This window comes from Jezberella sp., from assembly GCF_964834465.1.
This window is the reverse complement of the sequence record NZ_CBAZRM010000006.1, coordinates 14,092-32,529: the sequence shown is the minus strand read 5'-3', so window position 1 is coordinate 32,529 and position 18,438 is coordinate 14,092. Positions and strand designations below refer to the sequence as shown.

17 protein-coding genes are annotated in these 18,438 nt (G+C 53.8%); 12 read left to right on the top strand and 5 right to left on the bottom strand.

Going from position 1 to position 18,438, the window contains the following annotated elements; genetic code table 11:
- Window positions 1–12: 12 nt before the first annotated feature.
- Genes AC1W8Y_RS05850 through AC1W8Y_RS05835 form a run of 4 tightly spaced genes read left to right on the top strand, consistent with a single transcriptional unit; the run spans window position 13 to window position 6,297 of the window.
- On the top strand, window positions 13–1,182 hold the full coding sequence (locus AC1W8Y_RS05850) for an acyl-CoA dehydrogenase family protein (RefSeq protein WP_482013540.1): 1,170 nt from the start codon (window positions 13–15) through the stop codon (window positions 1,180–1,182).
- Window positions 1,182–3,203, top strand: a complete 2,022-nt coding sequence (locus tag AC1W8Y_RS05845; RefSeq protein WP_482013539.1) for an acetyl/propionyl/methylcrotonyl-CoA carboxylase subunit alpha — start codon at window positions 1,182–1,184, stop codon at window positions 3,201–3,203. The genes AC1W8Y_RS05850 and AC1W8Y_RS05845 overlap by 1 nt, the downstream gene beginning before the upstream one ends.
- Window positions 3,200–4,990 carry an acyclic terpene utilization AtuA family protein gene (locus tag AC1W8Y_RS05840; protein WP_482013538.1) on the top strand — a complete coding sequence of 597 codons (1,791 nt, stop codon included), beginning with the start codon at window positions 3,200–3,202 and terminating at the stop codon, window positions 4,988–4,990. Before AC1W8Y_RS05845 ends, AC1W8Y_RS05840 begins: the two co-directional genes overlap by 4 nt.
- Before the next feature lie 35 nt (window positions 4,991–5,025).
- Window positions 5,026–6,297: a CaiB/BaiF CoA transferase family protein gene (locus AC1W8Y_RS05835; RefSeq protein ID WP_482013537.1), complete on the top strand. Its 1,272-nt coding sequence runs from the start codon at window positions 5,026–5,028 to the stop codon at window positions 6,295–6,297.
- Here the strand turns inward: AC1W8Y_RS05835 and AC1W8Y_RS05830 are convergent.
- Together AC1W8Y_RS05830 and AC1W8Y_RS05825 are read right to left on the bottom strand one after the other, a co-directional pair.
- Window positions 6,273–6,530: a hypothetical protein gene (locus AC1W8Y_RS05830; protein WP_482013536.1), complete on the bottom strand. Its 258-nt coding sequence runs from the start codon at window positions 6,528–6,530 to the stop codon at window positions 6,273–6,275. The genes AC1W8Y_RS05835 and AC1W8Y_RS05830 overlap by 25 nt on opposite strands.
- 67 nt (window positions 6,531–6,597) lie before the next feature.
- Window positions 6,598–9,540 carry an Rne/Rng family ribonuclease gene (locus tag AC1W8Y_RS05825; protein ID WP_482013535.1) on the bottom strand — a complete coding sequence of 981 codons (2,943 nt, stop codon included), beginning with the start codon at window positions 9,538–9,540 and terminating at the stop codon, window positions 6,598–6,600.
- A 418-nt stretch (window positions 9,541–9,958) separates the two neighbouring features.
- Here AC1W8Y_RS05825 and AC1W8Y_RS05820 point away from each other — a divergent pair, with 418 nt between their 5' ends.
- From AC1W8Y_RS05820 to AC1W8Y_RS05805, 4 genes are read left to right on the top strand one after another with little or no spacing between them, the layout of a single operon-like run.
- Window positions 9,959–10,963 (top strand): RluA family pseudouridine synthase, encoded by a 1,005-nt coding sequence (locus tag AC1W8Y_RS05820; protein ID WP_482013534.1) that lies wholly within the window; start codon window positions 9,959–9,961, stop codon window positions 10,961–10,963.
- On the top strand, window positions 10,960–11,640 hold the full coding sequence (locus AC1W8Y_RS05815; RefSeq protein WP_482013533.1) for an HAD-IIIA family hydrolase: 681 nt from the start codon (window positions 10,960–10,962) through the stop codon (window positions 11,638–11,640). The genes AC1W8Y_RS05820 and AC1W8Y_RS05815 overlap by 4 nt, the downstream gene beginning before the upstream one ends.
- 55 nt (window positions 11,641–11,695) lie before the next feature.
- Window positions 11,696–12,664, top strand: a complete 969-nt coding sequence (msrP, locus tag AC1W8Y_RS05810) for a protein-methionine-sulfoxide reductase catalytic subunit MsrP (protein WP_482013532.1) — start codon at window positions 11,696–11,698, stop codon at window positions 12,662–12,664.
- Between the two features lie 22 nt (window positions 12,665–12,686).
- Window positions 12,687–13,358, top strand: coding sequence for a protein-methionine-sulfoxide reductase heme-binding subunit MsrQ (locus tag AC1W8Y_RS05805; RefSeq protein ID WP_482013531.1), 672 nt, complete (start codon window positions 12,687–12,689; stop codon window positions 13,356–13,358).
- On the opposite strand, the gene AC1W8Y_RS05800 is transcribed toward AC1W8Y_RS05805, so the two are convergent.
- The 3 genes from AC1W8Y_RS05800 to AC1W8Y_RS05790 are packed head-to-tail and all read right to left on the bottom strand — an operon-like array spanning window position 13,277 to window position 15,434.
- Window positions 13,277–14,110 (bottom strand): N-acetylmuramoyl-L-alanine amidase, encoded by an 834-nt coding sequence (locus AC1W8Y_RS05800; RefSeq protein ID WP_482013530.1) that lies wholly within the window; start codon window positions 14,108–14,110, stop codon window positions 13,277–13,279. The two genes, AC1W8Y_RS05805 and AC1W8Y_RS05800, sit on opposite strands and share 82 nt — an antisense overlap.
- Window positions 14,110–14,832, bottom strand: a complete 723-nt coding sequence (locus AC1W8Y_RS05795) for an SAM-dependent methyltransferase (RefSeq protein ID WP_482013529.1) — start codon at window positions 14,830–14,832, stop codon at window positions 14,110–14,112. The genes AC1W8Y_RS05800 and AC1W8Y_RS05795 overlap by 1 nt, the downstream gene beginning before the upstream one ends.
- A complete protein-coding gene (locus tag AC1W8Y_RS05790) occupies window positions 14,829–15,434 on the bottom strand; it encodes a Maf family nucleotide pyrophosphatase (protein ID WP_482013528.1) in 606 nt (201 codons plus the stop codon). Before AC1W8Y_RS05790 ends, AC1W8Y_RS05795 begins: the two co-directional genes overlap by 4 nt.
- A gap of 79 nt (window positions 15,435–15,513) precedes the next feature.
- Between AC1W8Y_RS05790 and AC1W8Y_RS05785 the strand changes: the two genes are divergently transcribed.
- The 4 genes from AC1W8Y_RS05785 to AC1W8Y_RS05770 all read left to right on the top strand — a co-directional run bounded on the left by AC1W8Y_RS05785 (window position 15,514) and on the right by AC1W8Y_RS05770 (window position 18,412).
- Window positions 15,514–16,053, top strand: coding sequence for a YceD family protein (locus tag AC1W8Y_RS05785; RefSeq protein WP_482013527.1), 540 nt, complete (start codon window positions 15,514–15,516; stop codon window positions 16,051–16,053).
- Between the two features lie 73 nt (window positions 16,054–16,126).
- Window positions 16,127–16,309 (top strand): 50S ribosomal protein L32, encoded by a 183-nt coding sequence (gene rpmF, locus AC1W8Y_RS05780; RefSeq protein WP_106227879.1) that lies wholly within the window; start codon window positions 16,127–16,129, stop codon window positions 16,307–16,309.
- A 49-nt stretch (window positions 16,310–16,358) separates the two neighbouring features.
- Complete coding sequence (plsX, locus tag AC1W8Y_RS05775) at window positions 16,359–17,429, top strand: phosphate acyltransferase PlsX (protein ID WP_482013526.1); 1,071 nt, start codon at window positions 16,359–16,361, stop codon at window positions 17,427–17,429.
- Window positions 17,426–18,412, top strand: coding sequence for a beta-ketoacyl-ACP synthase III (locus AC1W8Y_RS05770; RefSeq protein WP_482013525.1), 987 nt, complete (start codon window positions 17,426–17,428; stop codon window positions 18,410–18,412). The genes plsX and AC1W8Y_RS05770 overlap by 4 nt, the downstream gene beginning before the upstream one ends.
- The last annotated feature ends 26 nt before the right edge of the window (window positions 18,413–18,438 follow it).

Here is an 18,438-nt window from a genome sequence, read left to right as displayed (position 1 = left end):
CAAGGAGACGTAATGCATTACACCAGCGAACACATCGCACTGCAGGATAGCGTGCGGCAATTCATCGACAAAGAAGTCAATCCCCATGTGGACGAGTGGGAACGTGCGGGGATTTTTCCGGCCCACGAAGTGTTTGGAAAAATGGGCAAGTTAGGCTATTTAGGGGTTCATAAGCCAGTCGAATACGGTGGGCTGGGTTTGGATTACTCCTTTGAAATCGCCTTTTGCGAAGCCATCGGCAGCATCGCAGCACAAGGGGTGAGCATGGCACTTGCCGTGCAGACGGATATGGCCACGCCCGCCTTGGCGCAATTTGGTTCTGACTACTTGAAACGGAATTTCTTGGCGCCAGCGATCTCTGGTGAGCACGTCGTTTCCATTGGCGTTTCTGAAGCCGGTGCAGGATCGGATGTCGCGTCGATTAAAACGCATGCACGTAAAGACGGGGATGACTACATCATCAACGGATCTAAAATGTGGATCACCAACGGGACACAGGCCGATTGGGTCTGTTTGTTGGTGAATACTTCAAGTGATGCCCCTCATCGAAGCAAATCATTGATTTGCGTGCCGTTAAAAGAAAATGGCAAACGAGCTAAAGGGGTTACCGTTCAGAAAATTGACAAGATCGGTATGTGGTCGTCTGATACCGCGCAAATCTTTTTCGACGATGTCCGCGTACCGCAGCGCAATCTGATTGGCGAAGAGGGCAAAGGTTTTATCTATCAGATGATGCAATTTCAAGAAGAGCGTCTGTCCGCCGCGGCGCGACGCGTCACAGCGTTGGATATGTGCATCAACGAAACCATTGAATATACCCGCGGTCGCGTCGCATTCGGGCGGCCGATTCTTGATAACCAAGTGGTCCACTTTAAATTGGCCGAGCTCAAGACCGAGGTAGAGCTGCTGCGCTCATTAGTCTATCGTGCCGCTGATACGCATATGGCTGGTGAAGACATGACTCAACTCGCCTCGATGGCCAAACTGAAAGTGGGCCGGCTTTGCCGGGAAGTCACCGATGCTTGTTTGCAGTATTGGGGTGGGATGGGGTTTACCTTGGACAACCCCGTGTCACGTGCGTATCGCGATCTGCGGTTGATTTCGATTGGCGGTGGCGCTGATGAAGTGATGCTGCAAATCATTTGTAAGAACATGGGCATTTTGCCTAAACGTCCAGCCTAATGAAGAACGTCATGGATGTGCCGGTGATGAACGCTTCTTTTGATTCTGTCTTGGTGGCCAATCGTGGTGAGATCGCCTTGCGCATCATGCGCACGGCTCGTCAACAGGGGTTGCGAGTGATCGCCGTTTATTCAGAAGCGGATCGCAACAGTCCTCATGTGACGTACGCGGATGAAGCGGTTTGTCTTGGATCCAGTGCTGCTGCCGAATCTTATCGCTCGATCCCAAAAATCATTGCTGCGGCAAAGGCCAGTGGCGCAACCGCCATACACCCCGGTTATGGGTTCTTGGCCGAGAATGCCGAGTTTGCAGAAGCGGTGGTCGCGCAAGGGCTGGTCTTTGTTGGGCCCTCTGCTCAAGCCATCCGGTTGATGGGTAATAAGGCTCAGGCAAAAGACATCATGATCGCGGCAGGGGTGCCTTGTATCCCAGGGTATCAGGGCGCGGCTCAAGATGATAAAACCCTGATCGGTCAAGCAGCTCGGATTGGCTTTCCGTTGATGGTCAAGGCAGCTGCCGGCGGCGGTGGTCGCGGGATGCGACTGGTTCGCGACCAGCGTGATGTCTTAACGGCCTTGCAGTCGGCTAGATCTGAGGCGTTGGCATCGTTCGGTTCAGATCAACTGATTCTTGAAAGAGCGATCTTGAATGCAAGGCATGTCGAAGTTCAAATCTTTGGCGATCAAATGGGCAACGTGATTCATTTGGGCGAGCGGGATTGCTCGGTTCAGCGACGCCATCAGAAGTTAATTGAAGAATCACCGTCACCCGCCGTTGATGCCGCGCTGAGAAGTCGAATGGGGGCGACTGCGGTCGCTGCGGGTCAAGCGATCCAGTACGTGGGCGCTGGTACGCTTGAGTTTCTGTTGGGTGATGATGGCAATTTTTGGTTCATGGAGATGAATACTCGTCTTCAAGTCGAGCATGGGGTGACCGAGTTGGTGACAGGCCTTGATCTGGTCGCGTGGCAGCTGAAGGTGGCTATGGGTCAGCCTCTGCCTCTGGCTCAAGAGGACATCACTTGGTCGGGACACGCCATGGAAGTTCGCTTGTGTGCCGAGGACACGACGTCTGGCTTCTTGCCACAAACCGGTCGAGTACTCGCCTGGGATCCTTCGACGACGGCACGCACTGATGCGGCGCTATACGCAGGTCTTGAAGTTTCTGCCTTTTACGATTCGATGCTCGCCAAGATCATGGTGCAGGGCGACACCCGTGAAATATGCATTAATAAACTCCTTAACGCGTGTCATCAGACGGTCTTGCTCGGGCTTCGGCATAACTTGCCTTTCTTGCAAACCTGTTTAGCGCATCAACGCTTCAAAGAGGGGCATGCCACCACCACCTTTATTGATGAATGCTTTGACGATGAGGTCATGGCTCGGCGCCAAACGCCCCAAGTGGTCGAAGTGGCTGCGGCGGTGCTCTTGACTCGGGCAGCAACAGGGGGTAGTTGGACCAACGCACTGGGTTTAAATCATGTCACTAAAGTGGCGTTCGATGGTTTGCCCGCCCGGCTCTGGTCTGTTGATGCGACCAGTGTTGCAGGGCAAGTGCGACTATCCGTTGACCGCAATGAAGAGGTGGTCTCTCTGATGCATGTCGATCAAACACCATCGCTACTGACGTTTGACCTGAATGGCAAGCGCCATCAAGTCCGTTTCGCGGTGGCGAGTCAAGGGCAGTGCTGGTTGCAGCACGCAGGGGCGTTTTACTGTGCAACTGACTTGACCCACGTTCACGAAGCTAAAGATGCTGGGGTATCGGCAAACGCCGGGGTGGTTCGAGCCCCTCTGGCAGGGCGAGTCGCGCAAGTACCGGTGCTGGTTGGTCAACACCTCAAAGCCGGTGATCCGCTGATCGTGATCGAATCGATGAAAATGGAGCACACCCTATTTGCAGCAATCGATGGTGAGATTCAAGAGGTGTCTTGTCAGTCTGGCGATCAAGTGATGGCAGGTCGGGTGCTGGTTCGAATCAAGGCTACGGTGGATGGTTCGGTACCAAAGGCATCCACATGAATAAGGCGATCGTGCGAATAGGAGGCGCCAGTGGTTTTTGGGGTGATTCAACCATCTCGATGCCTCAACTCCTGAGTGTTCCCGAACTGGATTATGTCGTCTTTGATTATCTGGCAGAGACGACCATGTCTCTCTTGCAACGCGCCAGAATGAAAGACCCTCAGTTGGGCTATGCGACCGACTTTGTCAGCGCGGTGATCAAACCATATCTGCAACAATGTATGGCACAAGGCGTCAAACTGATCGCGAATGCTGGCGGTTTGAATCCTCAGGCTTGCGCGCAGGCGATCAGGGATGTTGCCCGTGAACTGGGTCTTGATCCCACGGTGGCAGTGGTGTTGGGCGACGATGTTTCTCCATTGATTGACGGTCTGCGTGAACAGGGGATCGTCGAGATGCAGAGTGGCTTGACGCTTCCCGCTAAGGTATTGTCAGCGAATGCCTATTTAGGGGCGCAACCGATTGCCAGGGCACTGGCCGAAGGTGCCCAGATCGTGGTGACCGGGCGGTGTGTCGACAGCGCCGTGACCTTGGGTGCTTTAGCTTATGAATTTGGTTGGAGTTGGCAGGATTGGGATCGTCTTGCGCAAGGTAGTCTAGCGGGTCACATGATCGAATGCGGCGCACAAGCCACGGGGGGTTTATTTACCGATTGGCAAGAGGTGCCCGATTGGGCCAACATCGGCTATCCCGTGCTTGAGGTCAGCGAAGATGGCAGTTTTGATTTGATCAAACCTGACAATACGGGTGGGCTAGTGTGTGTTGGGGCAGCTGCTGAACAACTCGTGTACGAAATTGGGGATCCCGCTCGTTACGAACTTCCGGATGTTGTCTGTGATTTCAGGCAAGTGCGGATTCGACAAATCGATGCAAACCGCGTGCGAATCGATCACGCCGTCGGACGTCCCCCATCGCCATCCTATAAAGTGAGCGTGACGTGGCAGGATGGTTATCAGATTACGACGCATCAGTTGATCAGGGGGATCGATGCCATCACGAAAGCCCATAAGACTGCAGAGGCCCTGCTGATTCGCACGCGCCGACAACTTCAAACCAATGGGTTTGGAGACTACAGCGAACATCGCGTCGAGTTGCTTGGCTGCGAGTCTCATTATGGTGCGCACGCACAGATTCAAGCGTCACGCGAATTGGTGTTGCGGATCGGGGCTCGCCACGCACACGCAAAGGCGCTGGTATTTCTGCAAAAAGAATCAATCTCTGCGGGTACCTCGATGGGGCCAGGCACGCGAAGTCACTTCGGGGGACGAGCAGATATTCAACCGGTCATCAGGCTATTCTCCTTTCTCATCGACAAGCGTCAGGTAAACGTGCAGGTCAGTGTGGGCGATCAGATGCTGGAAATGCCCATGGTCGACGCTATCGTGCGAAGCGATCCGACCGAGGTCTCGGTGGTGGAGGCAGGTGAGGGCATGGGCACCGATGGTCTTGACGTCCCACTGGTGACGATCGCCTGGGCGCGCAGTGGCGACAAGGGGAACGACGCAAATATTGGCGTGATCGCCCGTCGAGCCGAGTACCTGCCGCTCTTGCGCCAGCAGCTCACCGCAGAACGAGTCAAAAGCTACTTGGCACATTTGGTCGAAGGTGAGGTTGAACGGTTTGATTTGCCTGGGATTCATGCGGTGAACTTCTTGTTACATCAGGCCTTGGGCGGTGGTGGGACGTCGAGCTTGCGGTCTGACCCACTGGCCAAGTCTTTTGCACAAATACTGCTGGACATGCCGGTGCGTGTGCCCAGCCGATTGTTGTCGCTTGCAAAAAAATGACTTAGCATGGCGACAAGTTGGAGACAAAGATAAAAATGACTGATCAAAAGACAGTGAAAACAAAAAATGAAGCGACTGGACCATTGCGAGCTTTGCGTGTCCTTGATTTGTCGCGTGTGCTGGCGGCCCCTTGGTGTACGCAGTTACTCGGTGATCTTGGTGCTGACGTCATCAAGATAGAACGCGTTGGCCCCGGGGATGAATCGAGACAATGGGGACCGCCCTGGGTGCCAGACGCCAACGGCGAACCGACACGTGAATCATCGTATTTTCAGTCGGCCAATCGCAATAAGCGCTCGATGGCGGTCGACTTGTCAAAACCAGAAGGCCAAGCGCTCATCCGCCAGCTTGCCATGCAGGCTGATATCTGTATCGAAAATTACAAGGTGGGTGATCTGGCACGCTATGGGTTGGATTACCCATCGTTGTCCGCCCTGAACGAACGTCTTATCTATTGCTCGGTGACGGGGTTTGGTCAGGACGGCCCTTTCGCTAAACGACCTGGCTACGACTATTTGTTTCAAGGCCTGAGCGGCTTAATGAGCGTCACGGGTGAGCGTGACGATTTACCCGGGGGTGGGCCTCAGCGGTCTGGGGTGCCCTTGATCGACTTGTTTACTGGCATGTACGCGTCAGTGTCTATCTTGGCGGCTCTGCATCACCGAGATGAGACAGGCAAAGGTCAATACATCGATTTGTCTTTGTTGGCGGTTTCGATGGCCCTGAGTTCTGGTCAACTCTCAAATTACATGAACACGGGTAAAGTCCCGCAACGCACGGGTAACGCATCACCTGCGATCACCCCGTACGGTGTGTTTCCCTGTGCCGACGGCGACATTATTATCGCTAGCGCAAACCAAGGCCAGTTTTCAGCCCTGTCTAAAGCGCTGGGGCACCCTGAGTGGGCAACCGACCCGCGCTTTGTCGATAACCCGGCACGGATGGTCAATCTCCCCGCTTTGCGCGCCTGCTTTGCAGAAGTCATGTGCAAGCAACCACGTGCGCACTGGGAAGAAGTTTTTCTGAAAGCAGGGGTACCCGCAGGGCCAATTAATGACTATGCGCAAGCAATGGCTCACCCTCAGGTGCAGCATCTCGAAACTCGGTTTGAATTGCCGCATGGGTTGGGTAAAGCAGTGCCTTTGATTGCTAACCCAATTCGTTTCTCTGACACCCCCGTTAACTATCGTCGTGCGCCACCCCTGTTAGGTGAGCATACTAATGAAATCTTGCGAGACTGGTTAACGCTGACCACTGACGAGATTGAGGCGTTGAAAGCGGCTCAGGTGATTGCAGGGCGAGATTGATTTGAGGCGTCTGTTGTTCGTGACAACTGGCTTATCACAGACTTTGGTGTGCCGGGTACCACGAAAGACAATTGATGGGTACGGAAAGCATTCATGTCTATGGTTGAATCGGTGAATAGGGTTTCCAGTCGATCCTTAAGTTCATCAAGTGTTTCAACGCGATCGGGCATTTTGGCTTTCATATTCGTCATCCCTGCCGAGCCGATGGCGACGACCTCTTGACTTCCATTCATTGATTTCGCGCAACCAATAAAAAGGGCAATCAAATCGATTGCCCTTTTTACCGAGATCAACGACTGGTTATCCTTGTCGTGTCTCGACTTGTACTAATGGTGCACTTGAGACAATGACCGGGGGCTTGCGTTCGCGGCCCAGCTTCTGTGGCACGACGGTTTGCAAACTGACCAGTGCCTGAGCGACGCGGTCTGGGTTGCTCTCGACCCATGTCAATCCGGCTGCTTGCACGATGGCATGCAACGTTGCCTTGTCGGCAACCGGTGCAGGGGCTGGCGTGACGACCGGTGCAGGCGCTGCTATCGACTTGGCATCGACGGCGGTTTCAGCGACGGCTGTGTCAACCACCGGCGCCACAACCTCGGGGGCAGCAACTGCCGTCTGCACTACCGGGGCTGAAACGGCAGCCGAGGCGTCGGCGGAAGGTGCCGTCGTCGGGAACAAAGCAGGTGCCGCGACAGGTGTCGACGCAACCGATTCAACCATCACTGGCACGGCAGCGGCTGTTGCAACCACTGGCACGCTATGCGCAGGCTGGGTCTCATGTGCAGCGACTGGGGTGACAGACACTGACGCCGGGACAGAGAATGCCATTGAATCTGCTGAGCCCGTTGCTGGGTGCAGTGCCACCGCCTGCGTGGGCTGTACGCTTGTTGAGTGCGTATCAATCGAGGTTTGATCGGCATCATCTTCACCGTGCTCAAGATCTGCCTGTTGTTCGTCACTGCCTTGGGTCGTTTGACCATCTTCGTTAGGGCGACGACCACGACGGCTGCGACGACGACGGCGTTTGCGTTCTGGATCACTTTGTTCACCCGCTTGAACCTCATCGCGCAACGTATCCAACTCATCAGTTTGAGTGTCCGCTTGCGATTTGGCGAACCCAGCTGACTGAGCCGCGTCGACGGAATCCAGCCCTTGCAATTTCTCGTCATCCGCAGCTACGCGCGAGACATCCTGACCATCTTCTCGACGGTTACGACCACGACCGCGACGATTGCGATTGTTACGTGAACCTTGGTCTTCGCTCTGTTCACCGCTATTGGTTGCCGGCGCGCGCGTTGCAGGGTTGTCACGATCCTCATCACGTGCTTGCTTGGCCGGTGGCCGACGATTATTGTCTGTAGAGACCTCCTCGCCATTCACTTTATTGCGGTTCTCACCTCTGGGCTCATTATTGCGACGACCACGCTGATTGCGACCATTGCCACGGCGTGGATCGCCGCCTTCACGGCGAGGTCGGTCACGTGTCTCGGTCGCTGCAGGCGCTGCAACAGGTTCAGCCGGTGACGCACTGCTACCGGTTAACCAGCCCATCAGCCGCTTGAACAATCCAGGCGTTTCAGTGTTTACTTCGCTGACTGCTTTTGCTGTCCGAGCGGGAGAAGGGCTCGACACCGGTGCCGGCTTGGCAGGCGTAATCCCTTTGACCAACGCTTCTGGTTTAGCAATGACTTCTTGCTCTTTTGGCGCCCAGCTCATGTCTGTTGAAGGCGCATCCACCAGGTCGAAACTGGTTTTGACGTCTTCCAGGCGAGGATCGTCGTGACGCAGGCGTTCGATGTGATGATGAGGCGTCTCAAGATGACGGTTAGGAATCAGAATCAAATTCACTTTGAGTCTGGATTCAATCTTGGTGATGTCGCTACGCTTCTCGTTGAGCAAGAAGGTCGCCACGTCGACTGGCACCTGAGCATGAACGGCTGCCGTGTTTTCTTTCATGGCCTCCTCCTGCAACAAACGCAGGACTTGCAGCGCACTCGACTCGGCATCACGAATGACACCCGTGCCGTTACAACGAGGGCAAGTGATGTGCGAGCCTTCGTTCAGTGCAGGACGTAAGCGCTGGCGGGAAAGCTCCATGAGACCGAAGCGTGAGATCTTGCCCATCTGAACGCGGGCGCGGTCAAAGTGCAGGGCGTCGCGCAAACGGTTTTCGACAGAACGCTGATTTTTCGTGTCTTCCATGTCGATGAAGTCGATCACGATCAGGCCACCTAAGTCGCGCAAACGCAATTGACGGGCAACTTCGTCTGCTGCCTCTTGATTGGTACGCAGGGCCGTTTCTTCAATGTCAGCACCGCGGGTTGCGCGGGCAGAGTTGACGTCAACCGCAACTAGGGCTTCGGTGTGATCAATGACGATCGAGCCGCCTGAAGGCAGATCAACCGTCCGAGAGTACGCGGTCTCAATCTGGTGTTCGATCTGAAACCGTGAAAAGAGAGGGACGTCGTCCTGGTAGCGCTTCACGCGCGAGACGTTATCCGGCATGACCACGCTCATGAAGGCGCTGGCTTGGTCTGCGATATCGTCGGTGTCGATGAGAATCTCACCAATATCTGCCGAGAAATAATCACGGATGGCACGGATCACCAGGCTTGATTCAAGGTAGATCAGGATGGGGCCAGCGTTTTCTTTGGCCGCACCGTCGATGGCTGTCCAGAGTTGCATCAGATAGGATAAATCCCACTGCAGCTCTTCAACAGAGCGCCCAATCCCTGCGGTGCGAGCAATGATGCTCATGCCGGTGGGGATATTGAGCTGATCCATGTTCTCGCGCAGTTCTTGTCTGTCTTCGCCTTCGACGCGGCGCGACACACCGCCGCCGCGCGGATTGTTGGGCATCAGCACCAGATATCGTCCAGCGAGCGAAATAAAGGTGGTGAGGGCTGCCCCTTTGTTGCCGCGTTCTTCTTTTTCGACCTGAACGATCAACTCTTGACCTTCTTTCAGGGCATCCTGGATGCGAGCGGTGCGAACGTCCACACCCTCTTTGAAATAAGACCGAGCGACTTCTTTAAAGGGAAGGAATCCGTGACGCTCTTCGCCGTAATTGACAAAGCACGCTTCAAGACCAGGCTCGATGCGTGTGATGACAGCTTTATAGATATTGCCTTTGCGCTGTTCGCGACCGGCGGTTTCAATGTCGAGGTCGATGAGCTTTTGGCCATCGACGATCGCAACACGCAGTTCTTCCTGGTGCGTTGCATTAAACAACATGCGTTTCATGTGTAGTTTCTCCGTTTCAATTGGCAAATCGCAAAGGCGACAAGCCGCCACGGGAAACTGAGGGGCGAAGCACTCAAACAAGCAAGACGAGCCTTGCACCATGGACAGGCGCAAAAGGCTGGTGGTCGGTCAGACCAGCACGGTGCGCCTTGGGGCGCTAGGTTCGTTCAGCAAAATGGTCAGGATCACAATAGTGGGTGACAGTATTAAAGGTGCTGAGAACAACAGACGACGATATTCAAATCGCCTGGTGCGGGGATACGACGGTGTCTTGCTGAAAAAGGATCAGCAACCAGTTACCCGGGGGATAAAAAAGCAAACGGTACAATGTCGTTCGCGATCCAGACGGAGACGCGACAAATAAGTCTGCATCTCTACGCCGGAGGGCTTTCTTATCCCTTAAAGGCCTCCCGATTATATGCCGCTTTTCGTAATGCGCAAAGAAAACATGGTTTTACCGAAAAAACCTCAAGCTGATCGAGAGAACGCGCCTGTCGTGCGAATGGTTGAAGTGACCGTCGAACACGAGGGCCAACGGCTGGATAATTTTCTCTTGCGACTCTGCAAAGGCGTGCCCAAGAGTCATATCTATAAAGCGGTCAGGGGCGGCGAGGTGCGGATTAACAAAGGCCGCGTGGCGCCGGATGCCAAACTCAAGGTGGGCGACATGGTGCGCGTCCCTCCTATGCGTCTGCCAGCGCCTAACCAAACCCCGCACGTGCCTGCTGCTGAATTCCCGATCGTGTTTGAGGATGATGGCCTGCTGGTGATCGATAAACCGGCCGGCGTGGCGGTTCATGGGGGTAGCGGGGTGTCGTTCGGGGTGATCGAACAATTGCGCATGGCCCGGCCTGAGGCAAAATTTCTAGAGCTTGCTCACCGCTTGGACAGAGATACATCGGGCTTGCTGCTCATTGCTAAAAAGCGCAATGCCTTGCTCGGCCTGCACGACATGTTTCGCGAAGGTCTCGGTCATAAGCATTACTATGCTCTTGTGGAGGGTGACTGGGTCAACGACCGGCAGCACATTAAATCCCCACTCAGTAAATGGACAACCCAATCGGGCGAGCGCAGGGTCAAAGTTGACCCGCTCGGGCAGCCTTCACACACGATCGTCTCGAAGGTCAAACGTTTTGGTCAATACAGTCTGGTGGATGCCGAATTGCGCACAGGTCGTACCCATCAGATTCGCGTGCATTTGGCGTCGAGTGGGTTTCCGATTGTCGGAGACGATAAATATGGCAAAGATGACACGAAAGACCACTTTCGTCTGCTAGGATTCAACCGAATGTTTTTGCATGCACATCAGTTAGAAATGCCCCATCCGGTCACGAAAGCGCCGCTCATATTAAAGGCGCCTCTGCCTGCTGCTTGCGAGCGCATCCTGACTCGCCTTAATCAACCCGCCGATCATCAGCCATGAAACCCTATTCAGTTGTTGTGTTTGACTGGGACGGAACCTTGATGGATTCCACCTACAGCATTGCGCAATCCATTCGCCTCGCCTGCCATGATCTTGAATTGCCCGTACCCAGTCATGCTGAAGCGGCCTGGGTCATTGGCTTATCGCTGGATCAAGCACTGCGCAAGGCGGTGCCTCAATTATCAGAAAGCATGGCGCCTCTTTTTCTTGAACGCTACCGCTATCATTATTTGTCGAAAGATCATGGCCTAAAACTCTTCGACGGCGCCGCTGATATGTTGAGTGCGTTGAGGGGGCAGGGCGTCACGCTAGCGGTGGCAACTGGTAAAAGTCGGGTGGGCTTGAACCGCGCGTTGGCCGCAAGCGACTTGGGTCAGCATTTTGCAGCCACACGATGTGCCGATGAAACCTTTGGCAAACCGCACCCAGGGATGTTGCTTGAACTTATCGATGAGCTGATGGTCTCACCCGAAGAGGTTGTTATGGTGGGTGATACGTCGCATGATCTGCAGATGGCAGCCAATGCAGGTGTGCACGGCTTGGGCGTAACCTATGGCGCGCACCCGCCTGAAGAACTCAAAAAGTGTCCGCATGTCGGATTGGCATCCGATGTTTCGCAATTACGGGCTTGGCTACTAGAGAAATCAGGGCCACAATCTGTCAATTCAACGTCTTAATCTGTGTAAGATTGTCTTGTTGCGGCTAAATAGCCTGATCGAAAAGGGGTTTTGAATGTCTGTCTATCGTTATCCTAAGGTTTCACCTAAAGAAATAACCCCTGAAGCCGTTTGGCATTCCCGACGTGAATGGATGAAATCCGCTGGGCTGATGGCAGCGAGCGCGAGCTTATCTGGCCTGTCAACAGACATCTTTGCGGCAGCGCCCGCGCCGTTGGATAAATTACCCTCCACCCCCAACGCCAAATACGTGGTGATGGAGTCGACCACCTCCGAGAAAGATGTGGTGTCTTATAACAATTACTATGAGTTCGGGCTGGATAAAGCCGATCCCGCGCAGCATGCACACACCTTGCAGACTTCTCCCTGGAAGCTGACGGTTGAGGGTGAAGTGGCTCAGCCTAAAACCTTTGATATCGATGATTTGCGTAAATTAGCGCCACTCGAAGACCGCATCTATCGCATGCGTTGCGTTGAAGGCTGGTCGATGGTGATCCCCTGGGTCGGTTATTCACTATCCGAACTGCTGAAACAGGTTCAGCCGACCGGCAATGCCAAGTATGTCGAATTTGTGACGGCCTTGCAGCCAGAAAACATGCCGGGCGTCAGTGCTCGCGTGATTCAATGGCCCTATAACGAAGGCCTTCGGATGGATGAGGCGATGCATCCTTTGACGCTTCTGACGCTCGGTTTATATGGCAAAGTGCTGCCAAATCAGAATGGTGCGCCAGTGCGAGCCGTCGTGCCCTGGAAGTACGGGTTCAAGTCTGCGAAATCGATAGTGAAGATTCGGCTTGTTGAAAAGCAGCCAGTGTCTAGTTGGATGAAAGCGGCTGCCAATGAATATGGGTTCTATGCCAACGTCAATCCCGAGGTGTCGCACCCCCGCTGGAGTCAAGCGACCGAGAGAAGGATTGGGGAGGATGGGCTGTTTAGCAAGCGCAGAAAGACGCTGATGTTCAACGGTTATCAGACCGAGGTCGCCTCACTCTATCAAGGCATGGATCTGGTCAAGAATTTCTAAAATTTATCCCAGCAAGGTTGCTATGTCTTTATCCGCAAAGCAAGTTGGACGCTTAAAACCTTTCCTGTTTTTACTGGGTTTGTTTCCCTTGGGCCGTTGGGTATGGCTGGGTTTCAATGACGGTTTAACGGCGAATCCGGCTGAGTTTTTGACGCGTTCGGCCGGGACATGGACACTGGTTTGCTTGCTGGTCACGCTTTCCATCACCCCCATCCGTCAGGCATTAAAGCAGCCCGCACTCGTGCGACTCAGGCGCATGTGCGGGTTGTTTGCTTTTTTTTACTGCACCTTGCATATGCTCGCCTGGAGCGGTTGGGATCAAGGTTTCGAATTGACTGATATGGTCAGTGATATCGCGAAGAGGCCTTTTATTCTGGTAGGGGCCACCGCTTTTCTGCTCATGTCCCTTTTAGCAATGACGTCCAATCAATTCTCAATGAAACGACTTGGTAAACGCTGGCAACGTTTGCACCAGTTCATCTACTTGATCGGTGGCTTGGCAATTTTGCATTATTGGTGGCACAAAGCGGCCAAACATAACTTTCAGACGGTGTCGATTTATGCCGCTGTGTTGTTTTTGCTGCTGGCCTGGCGCGTGGGCAGATGGGCCCATCAAAAATTCAAACCGCTACCCGTCGTTGGCAATGCCAACAAACGTGCTGCCGTTTCTGCATCAGGTAATCCAGATACCTGACTTGGTCGATAGTGCATTTGAAATGCCCCGATGACAGCTTTCGTTTGGTTGTCTAATCGACCCGTTTCGAGGATGCCGTAGCCGACCCGTTTGAGTTGGATTTGAAACCATCTGGCATCGGGAACCCCATTAGCATTGAATTTTTGCAAATGCTGGTGAGCCTGCGCTTCGTTATACCATCGGCCCAAACCTGCCTCTGATAATCGTTTCCAGGGGAAGGCAGGTCCCGGGTCTTGTTTTCGCATAGGTGCGACGTCGCTGTGCCCCACAATATTTTCGGGTAACACTTGATACCGATCGGCGATGTCTTTGACGAGTTTAATCACTGTATCGATTTGATCGTTTGGATAAGCAGGACCAACGCTGCCTGTTGCATTCTTGACCCAACCGGGGTGAACGATCTCGATACCGATTGAGTTTGAGTTCAGGCTTGCCTTCCCGTACCAGCTACTTTCCCCCGCATGCCAAGCGCTGAAGGTTTCAGGCACGATTCGATAAATCACTGGCGGGTTTTCATCTGAGACTAAATAATGCGCGCTGACTTCCTCTTGCGTGAGTGTCAATTTTGCAATCGGCGTATTTGATGCGGTGTAGTGCAGCACGATGACCTCGATCCTTGCCTTTTTGGCGTGACTCGATAGGGACTCATCAATCTTGAGGTTGCCACTCGTGCGGGTCGAGTTCGGGGTGCAACCCGCGAGCAAGATCAACCAAGCGAGACCAAGCGTTCTGCCAAGCATCAGGGTGCGCATTATTCGGCTGCCTGAAAAAGAAAAAGGGTTGGATGTTTATCGAGAGTTGGGGGCGTGAGTTGCTTCCATTGATTGACGGTGAGCGTTCTCACGTACTCGTCTGCTGTGGTCAATGATCGGGCGATACACAACCGGGTGTTGCCCTTGAGTTGTTCGATCAAAGTGGTGAACATCGCCTGGTTTCGATACGGGGTTTCAATCAACATCTGCGTTTGCTTTTGTTTGGCTGACGCTTGCTCCCACACTTTGATCTGGCGAGCTCGGTCAGTGCCATCAACGGGGGCATAGCCATGAAAAACAAATCGCTGACCATCTAAACCACTGGCCATCAGCCCAAGCAATAGTGACGACGGGCCGACCCAGGGTTTGACGCAGACCCCCCACTGATGGGCAAGCGCGACGGCTCGGGCGCCCGGATCTGCCACAGCAGGACAACCTGCCTCAGAGACCAAGCCGATATCAATCCCTTGTCGAAGGGGTTGCAACCAGACCGTCAATGTTTTGTCGTCAACGCGGGGGCCAAGTTCATGAATGGTGATGTCCTGTAATGGCCCTGTTAAGGGTGTGAGCTTTAAAAAGGCCCGAGCCGTTTTGGCATTCTCAGCAATATAAGTCCTGAGCGTTGCCGCTTGCGTTTGTGCAGCGGTGGGTAACCAATGGTCAATAGCGGCCTCGCCTAGGCCGACCGGGATTAAGTGCAGGGTGCCGTTGTTCGTCGTCATAAATTAGTTTGAGCGTATTCGAGAGGATCAAGCCCCACCGCGGCAAGCATGCCAGTCAAGGCAATGAGCGGCAATCCAATGATAGCAGTGGGGTCGGTACTGGTCATGCTGTGCATTAACGCAATACCCAAACACTCTGCTTTTGCCGAACCTGCCGTATCCCAGGGTTGATCAAGGTCCACATAGCGTTCGATCGCTTTCGCGTCGAGTTGTCTAAACACACAGGTGGTTGGGGTGTCACAGGTTTGCATCTGGCCTTTAAAGAGCACCGTCATGGCGCTGTGGAAGACGACTGTTTGACCAGAGAGTCTTGCCAGTTGCTCTTTGGCAGCTGATGGTGCGCCGGCTTTGCCCAGAGGCTGGTTGTGCAGACTGGCCACCTGATCGGCACCAATGACGACTGCCTCAGGATACTGGTGTGCGACCGCCATGGCTTTTTCTTTGGATAATCTGAGCGCTAGCGTCTGAGGAGATTCGCCTGGTCGTGGGGTCTCGTCGATTTCCGGATTAACTGTCAGGAAAGGAATTCTTAATCGTCGCAGTAATTCTTGACGATACCGAGAGCTAGAACCCAGGATTAGCGTGTGGTGCATGTCGGACATAAGTGCTCGCTATGATTGACGATGTCAGTGAAAACACGGTATTATCTTATGCTTTGCTGCATTTTGCTCGGATGGCTATATGCACGGTTATCCCCCACAGGTTGATGCAATTGAGTTTGCGCGTCGTGAGCAAGAAATTGTTGGCGAGTTTAATGTCAGCCGGCTTCAGCGATTACTTGAGGGTTTGCCAGAGCAACCCGATTCAAGCATGGTGCAGTACAAACTATCAGGTCTTCGAAGCTTAGACGGCCGCCCAAGATTGAGTTTAGGCGTGCAGACGACCATTGTGCTTGAGTGTCAACGGTGTCTGGGTGATTTGGCACTGAATATCAATCACCAAGTTGTGCTTGAGTTGGTCAGGCAAGCGTCTGAGCTTGATACTGACAATCAAGAAGAAGATGACCCTGATGCGCCAGAAAAGATTGTGGGTTCACCCAGATTTGATGTGGGTGAGCTAATAGAAGATGAATTGATTTTAGAAGTGCCCTACGTCCCGAAGCATGAAGCATGTGTGGTTGAGACGTCGGTTGATGAAGCGGGGTCGACGAATGAGCCTGAAGCGGCAAAGCGACCATCCCCTTTCGCTGTGTTGGGGCAGCTCAACATGAAGAGTAAGTAAATTTGTTTGTTTATTAAGCGTTGTTTGTCATTAAGCGGTCTGTCGTACAATTAGCAGATCCACAGGAGTAGTCATGGCTGTTCAGCAAAATAAAAAGTCACCATCCAAGCGCGGCATGCACCGCTCGCATGATTTCATCATCAATCCGCCAACAGCGATTGAGCCAAATACTGGCGAGCAGCATCTGCGTCACCACATCAGCCCCAATGGCTTTTATCGTGGTCGCAAGGTTCTAAAAACGAAGGCAGACGAGTAAGCTTGGTCTAAGGCGCATGTCGCTCATTTGTGTGACGCGTTAATTAGTCGTGGTCTACGCTATTCGCATCGCGGTTGACTGCATGGGGGGGGATTCGGGTTTGCCCGTGACTGTTCCCGCCTGTCTAGCATTTGCCCAGAAGTACCCGGATGTCGCTTTGTTACTCGTCGGTCTCCCTGACGACATTCAAGCGGCCTTGGCCTCTGCTAAGAAGTCATATCCCGATGTTGACCCTGCCCGGTATCAGGTGATTCCTGCCTCCGAGGTTGTCCAGATGGATGACCCGGTCGAGGTCGCTTTGCGGCGCAAAAAAGATTCTTCCATGCGCGTGGCTGCCCAACTGGTCAAGGACGGGTTGGCTGACGCCTGTGTGTCGGCTGGCAATACGGGTGCGTGGATGGCAATTTCTCGGTACGTGCTTAAAACGCTCGACGGGATCGACCGTCCGGCCATTGCCACGTTTCTGCCTAATCAAACGGGCGGCGCGACGATCATGCTCGATCTGGGCGCGAACGTCGACTGCACCGCAGAACATCTTTTTCAGTTTGCCATCATGGGGATCGCGCTGGCGCAAGCCAACGCCTCGGGTCAACAGCCTTCTGTCGGTCTACTCAATATCGGCGAAGAAGTCATCAAAGGTAACGATGTCGTCAAGCAGACCGCTGACTTGTTGCGAACCAGCAATCTGAACTTTTATGGCAACGTCGAAGGCAACGACATTTTCAAAGGTACCGTTGATGTGGTTGTCTGTGACGGCTTTGTTGGCAATGTTGTGCTCAAGTCAGCCGAAGGGCTGGCTCGCATGCTAGGCAGCATGATCAAAGAAGAATTCAATCGAAGTTGGTTGACACGGTTGATGGGCCTCACCGCCATGCCGGTGTTGTCACGCTTTCGTCGACGCGTGGATAATCGTCAATATAACGGTGCGGCGCTGCTGGGCTTGCGTGGGGTTGTGATCAAAAGCCACGGCTCGGCAGATGTCTTCGGTTTTAGTTGCGCGCTTGAACGAGCAAGCAGCGCGGTTAGTACCGGTCTTTTAGACCGCATCACCGCTTCGATAGCCCAGATGAATCAATCCAGAACACTGGATACACAGAGCGCTGCAGGAGACAATGCATGACAGCTGCCATGTCTTATTCAAAAATTGTAGGGTCAGGGAGTTACTTGCCTCCTCGATGTGTCACTAACGACGATCTGGCCGCTGAGTTGGCCACCAGAGGGATTGAAACCTCTGACCAATGGATTGTCGATCGAACGGGTATTCGCCAGCGCTATATTGCTGACCCCGGCGTCACCACCAGCCAGTTGGCTATTCATGCTGCTAAAGCTGCCCTGCACGATGCAGGGATGGATGCCAGCGAGCTGGATTTAATCATTGTTGCTACCTCGACCCCCGATTTTGTTTTTCCGAGTACGGCTTGTCTGGTGCAGGCAGGCCTTGGTAATCGGGGGGCCGCAGCTTTTGATGTGCAAGCCGTTTGCAGTGGCTTTGTCTATGCTTTGACGACCGCAGACAGTTTCATTCGTGCGGGTCGCGCCAAGTGCGCATTGGTGATTGGCGCTGAGGTGTTTTCGAGCATCCTTGACTGGTCTGACCGCGGTACTTGCGTGTTGTTTGGCGATGGGGCGGGTGCGGTCGTGTTACGTGCCTCTGAAACGCCTGGTGTCATGGCAGCAGAATTGCGTGCTGACGGTAGCCAAATGGATATTCTGAAAGCGGCAGGCAATGTTTCGCACGGCGAAGTGGTGGGCGATCCATTCTTGCGAATGGATGGCCAGGCGGTATTCAAACAAGCCGTGACTGTGCTCGATAGATCGGCAAGAGCCGTGGTCGAGCAGGCGGGTCTTGACCTGAAGGATGTGGATTGGCTCATCCCCCATCAAGCGAATATCCGTATTCTTAATTTCCTGGCACGCAAACTCGACATCGCCATTGAAAAAGTAGTGGTGACCGTTGATCAACACGCCAACACGTCGGCGGCAAGTGTGCCGCTTGCACTGGATGTTGCTCGCCGTGATGGACGCATTCAACCGGGACAGTTGTTATTGTTGCAGGGCGTGGGTGGGGGCTTCACCTGGGGCTCGGTTCTCGTAAAAATGTAGTCTAATTAGCGAACCTCGCTTACACT

Bases quoted from the DNA above. Each gene is read 5' to 3' on its own strand.
- AC1W8Y_RS05850 (WP_482013540.1), top strand. From the start codon at position 13: ATGCATTACACCAGCGAACACATCGCACTGCAGGATAGCGTGCGGCAA.
- AC1W8Y_RS05845 (WP_482013539.1), top strand. From the start codon at position 1,182: ATGAAGAACGTCATGGATGTGCCGGTGATGAACGCTTCTTTTGATTCT.
- AC1W8Y_RS05840 (WP_482013538.1), top strand. From the start codon at position 3,200: ATGAATAAGGCGATCGTGCGAATAGGAGGCGCCAGTGGTTTTTGGGGT.
- AC1W8Y_RS05835 (WP_482013537.1), top strand. From the start codon at position 5,026: ATGACTGATCAAAAGACAGTGAAAACAAAAAATGAAGCGACTGGACCA.
- AC1W8Y_RS05830 (WP_482013536.1), bottom strand. From the start codon at position 6,530: ATGAATGGAAGTCAAGAGGTCGTCGCCATCGGCTCGGCAGGGATGACG.
- AC1W8Y_RS05825 (WP_482013535.1), bottom strand. From the start codon at position 9,540: ATGAAACGCATGTTGTTTAATGCAACGCACCAGGAAGAACTGCGTGTT.
- AC1W8Y_RS05820 (WP_482013534.1), top strand. From the start codon at position 9,959: ATGCCGCTTTTCGTAATGCGCAAAGAAAACATGGTTTTACCGAAAAAA.
- AC1W8Y_RS05815 (WP_482013533.1), top strand. From the start codon at position 10,960: ATGAAACCCTATTCAGTTGTTGTGTTTGACTGGGACGGAACCTTGATG.
- msrP (WP_482013532.1), top strand. From the start codon at position 11,696: ATGTCTGTCTATCGTTATCCTAAGGTTTCACCTAAAGAAATAACCCCT.
- AC1W8Y_RS05805 (WP_482013531.1), top strand. From the start codon at position 12,687: ATGTCTTTATCCGCAAAGCAAGTTGGACGCTTAAAACCTTTCCTGTTT.
- AC1W8Y_RS05800 (WP_482013530.1), bottom strand. From the start codon at position 14,110: ATGCGCACCCTGATGCTTGGCAGAACGCTTGGTCTCGCTTGGTTGATC.
- AC1W8Y_RS05795 (WP_482013529.1), bottom strand. From the start codon at position 14,832: ATGACGACGAACAACGGCACCCTGCACTTAATCCCGGTCGGCCTAGGC.
- AC1W8Y_RS05790 (WP_482013528.1), bottom strand. From the start codon at position 15,434: ATGTCCGACATGCACCACACGCTAATCCTGGGTTCTAGCTCTCGGTAT.
- AC1W8Y_RS05785 (WP_482013527.1), top strand. From the start codon at position 15,514: ATGCACGGTTATCCCCCACAGGTTGATGCAATTGAGTTTGCGCGTCGT.
- rpmF (WP_106227879.1), top strand. From the start codon at position 16,127: ATGGCTGTTCAGCAAAATAAAAAGTCACCATCCAAGCGCGGCATGCAC.
- AC1W8Y_RS05770 (WP_482013525.1), top strand. From the start codon at position 17,426: ATGACAGCTGCCATGTCTTATTCAAAAATTGTAGGGTCAGGGAGTTAC.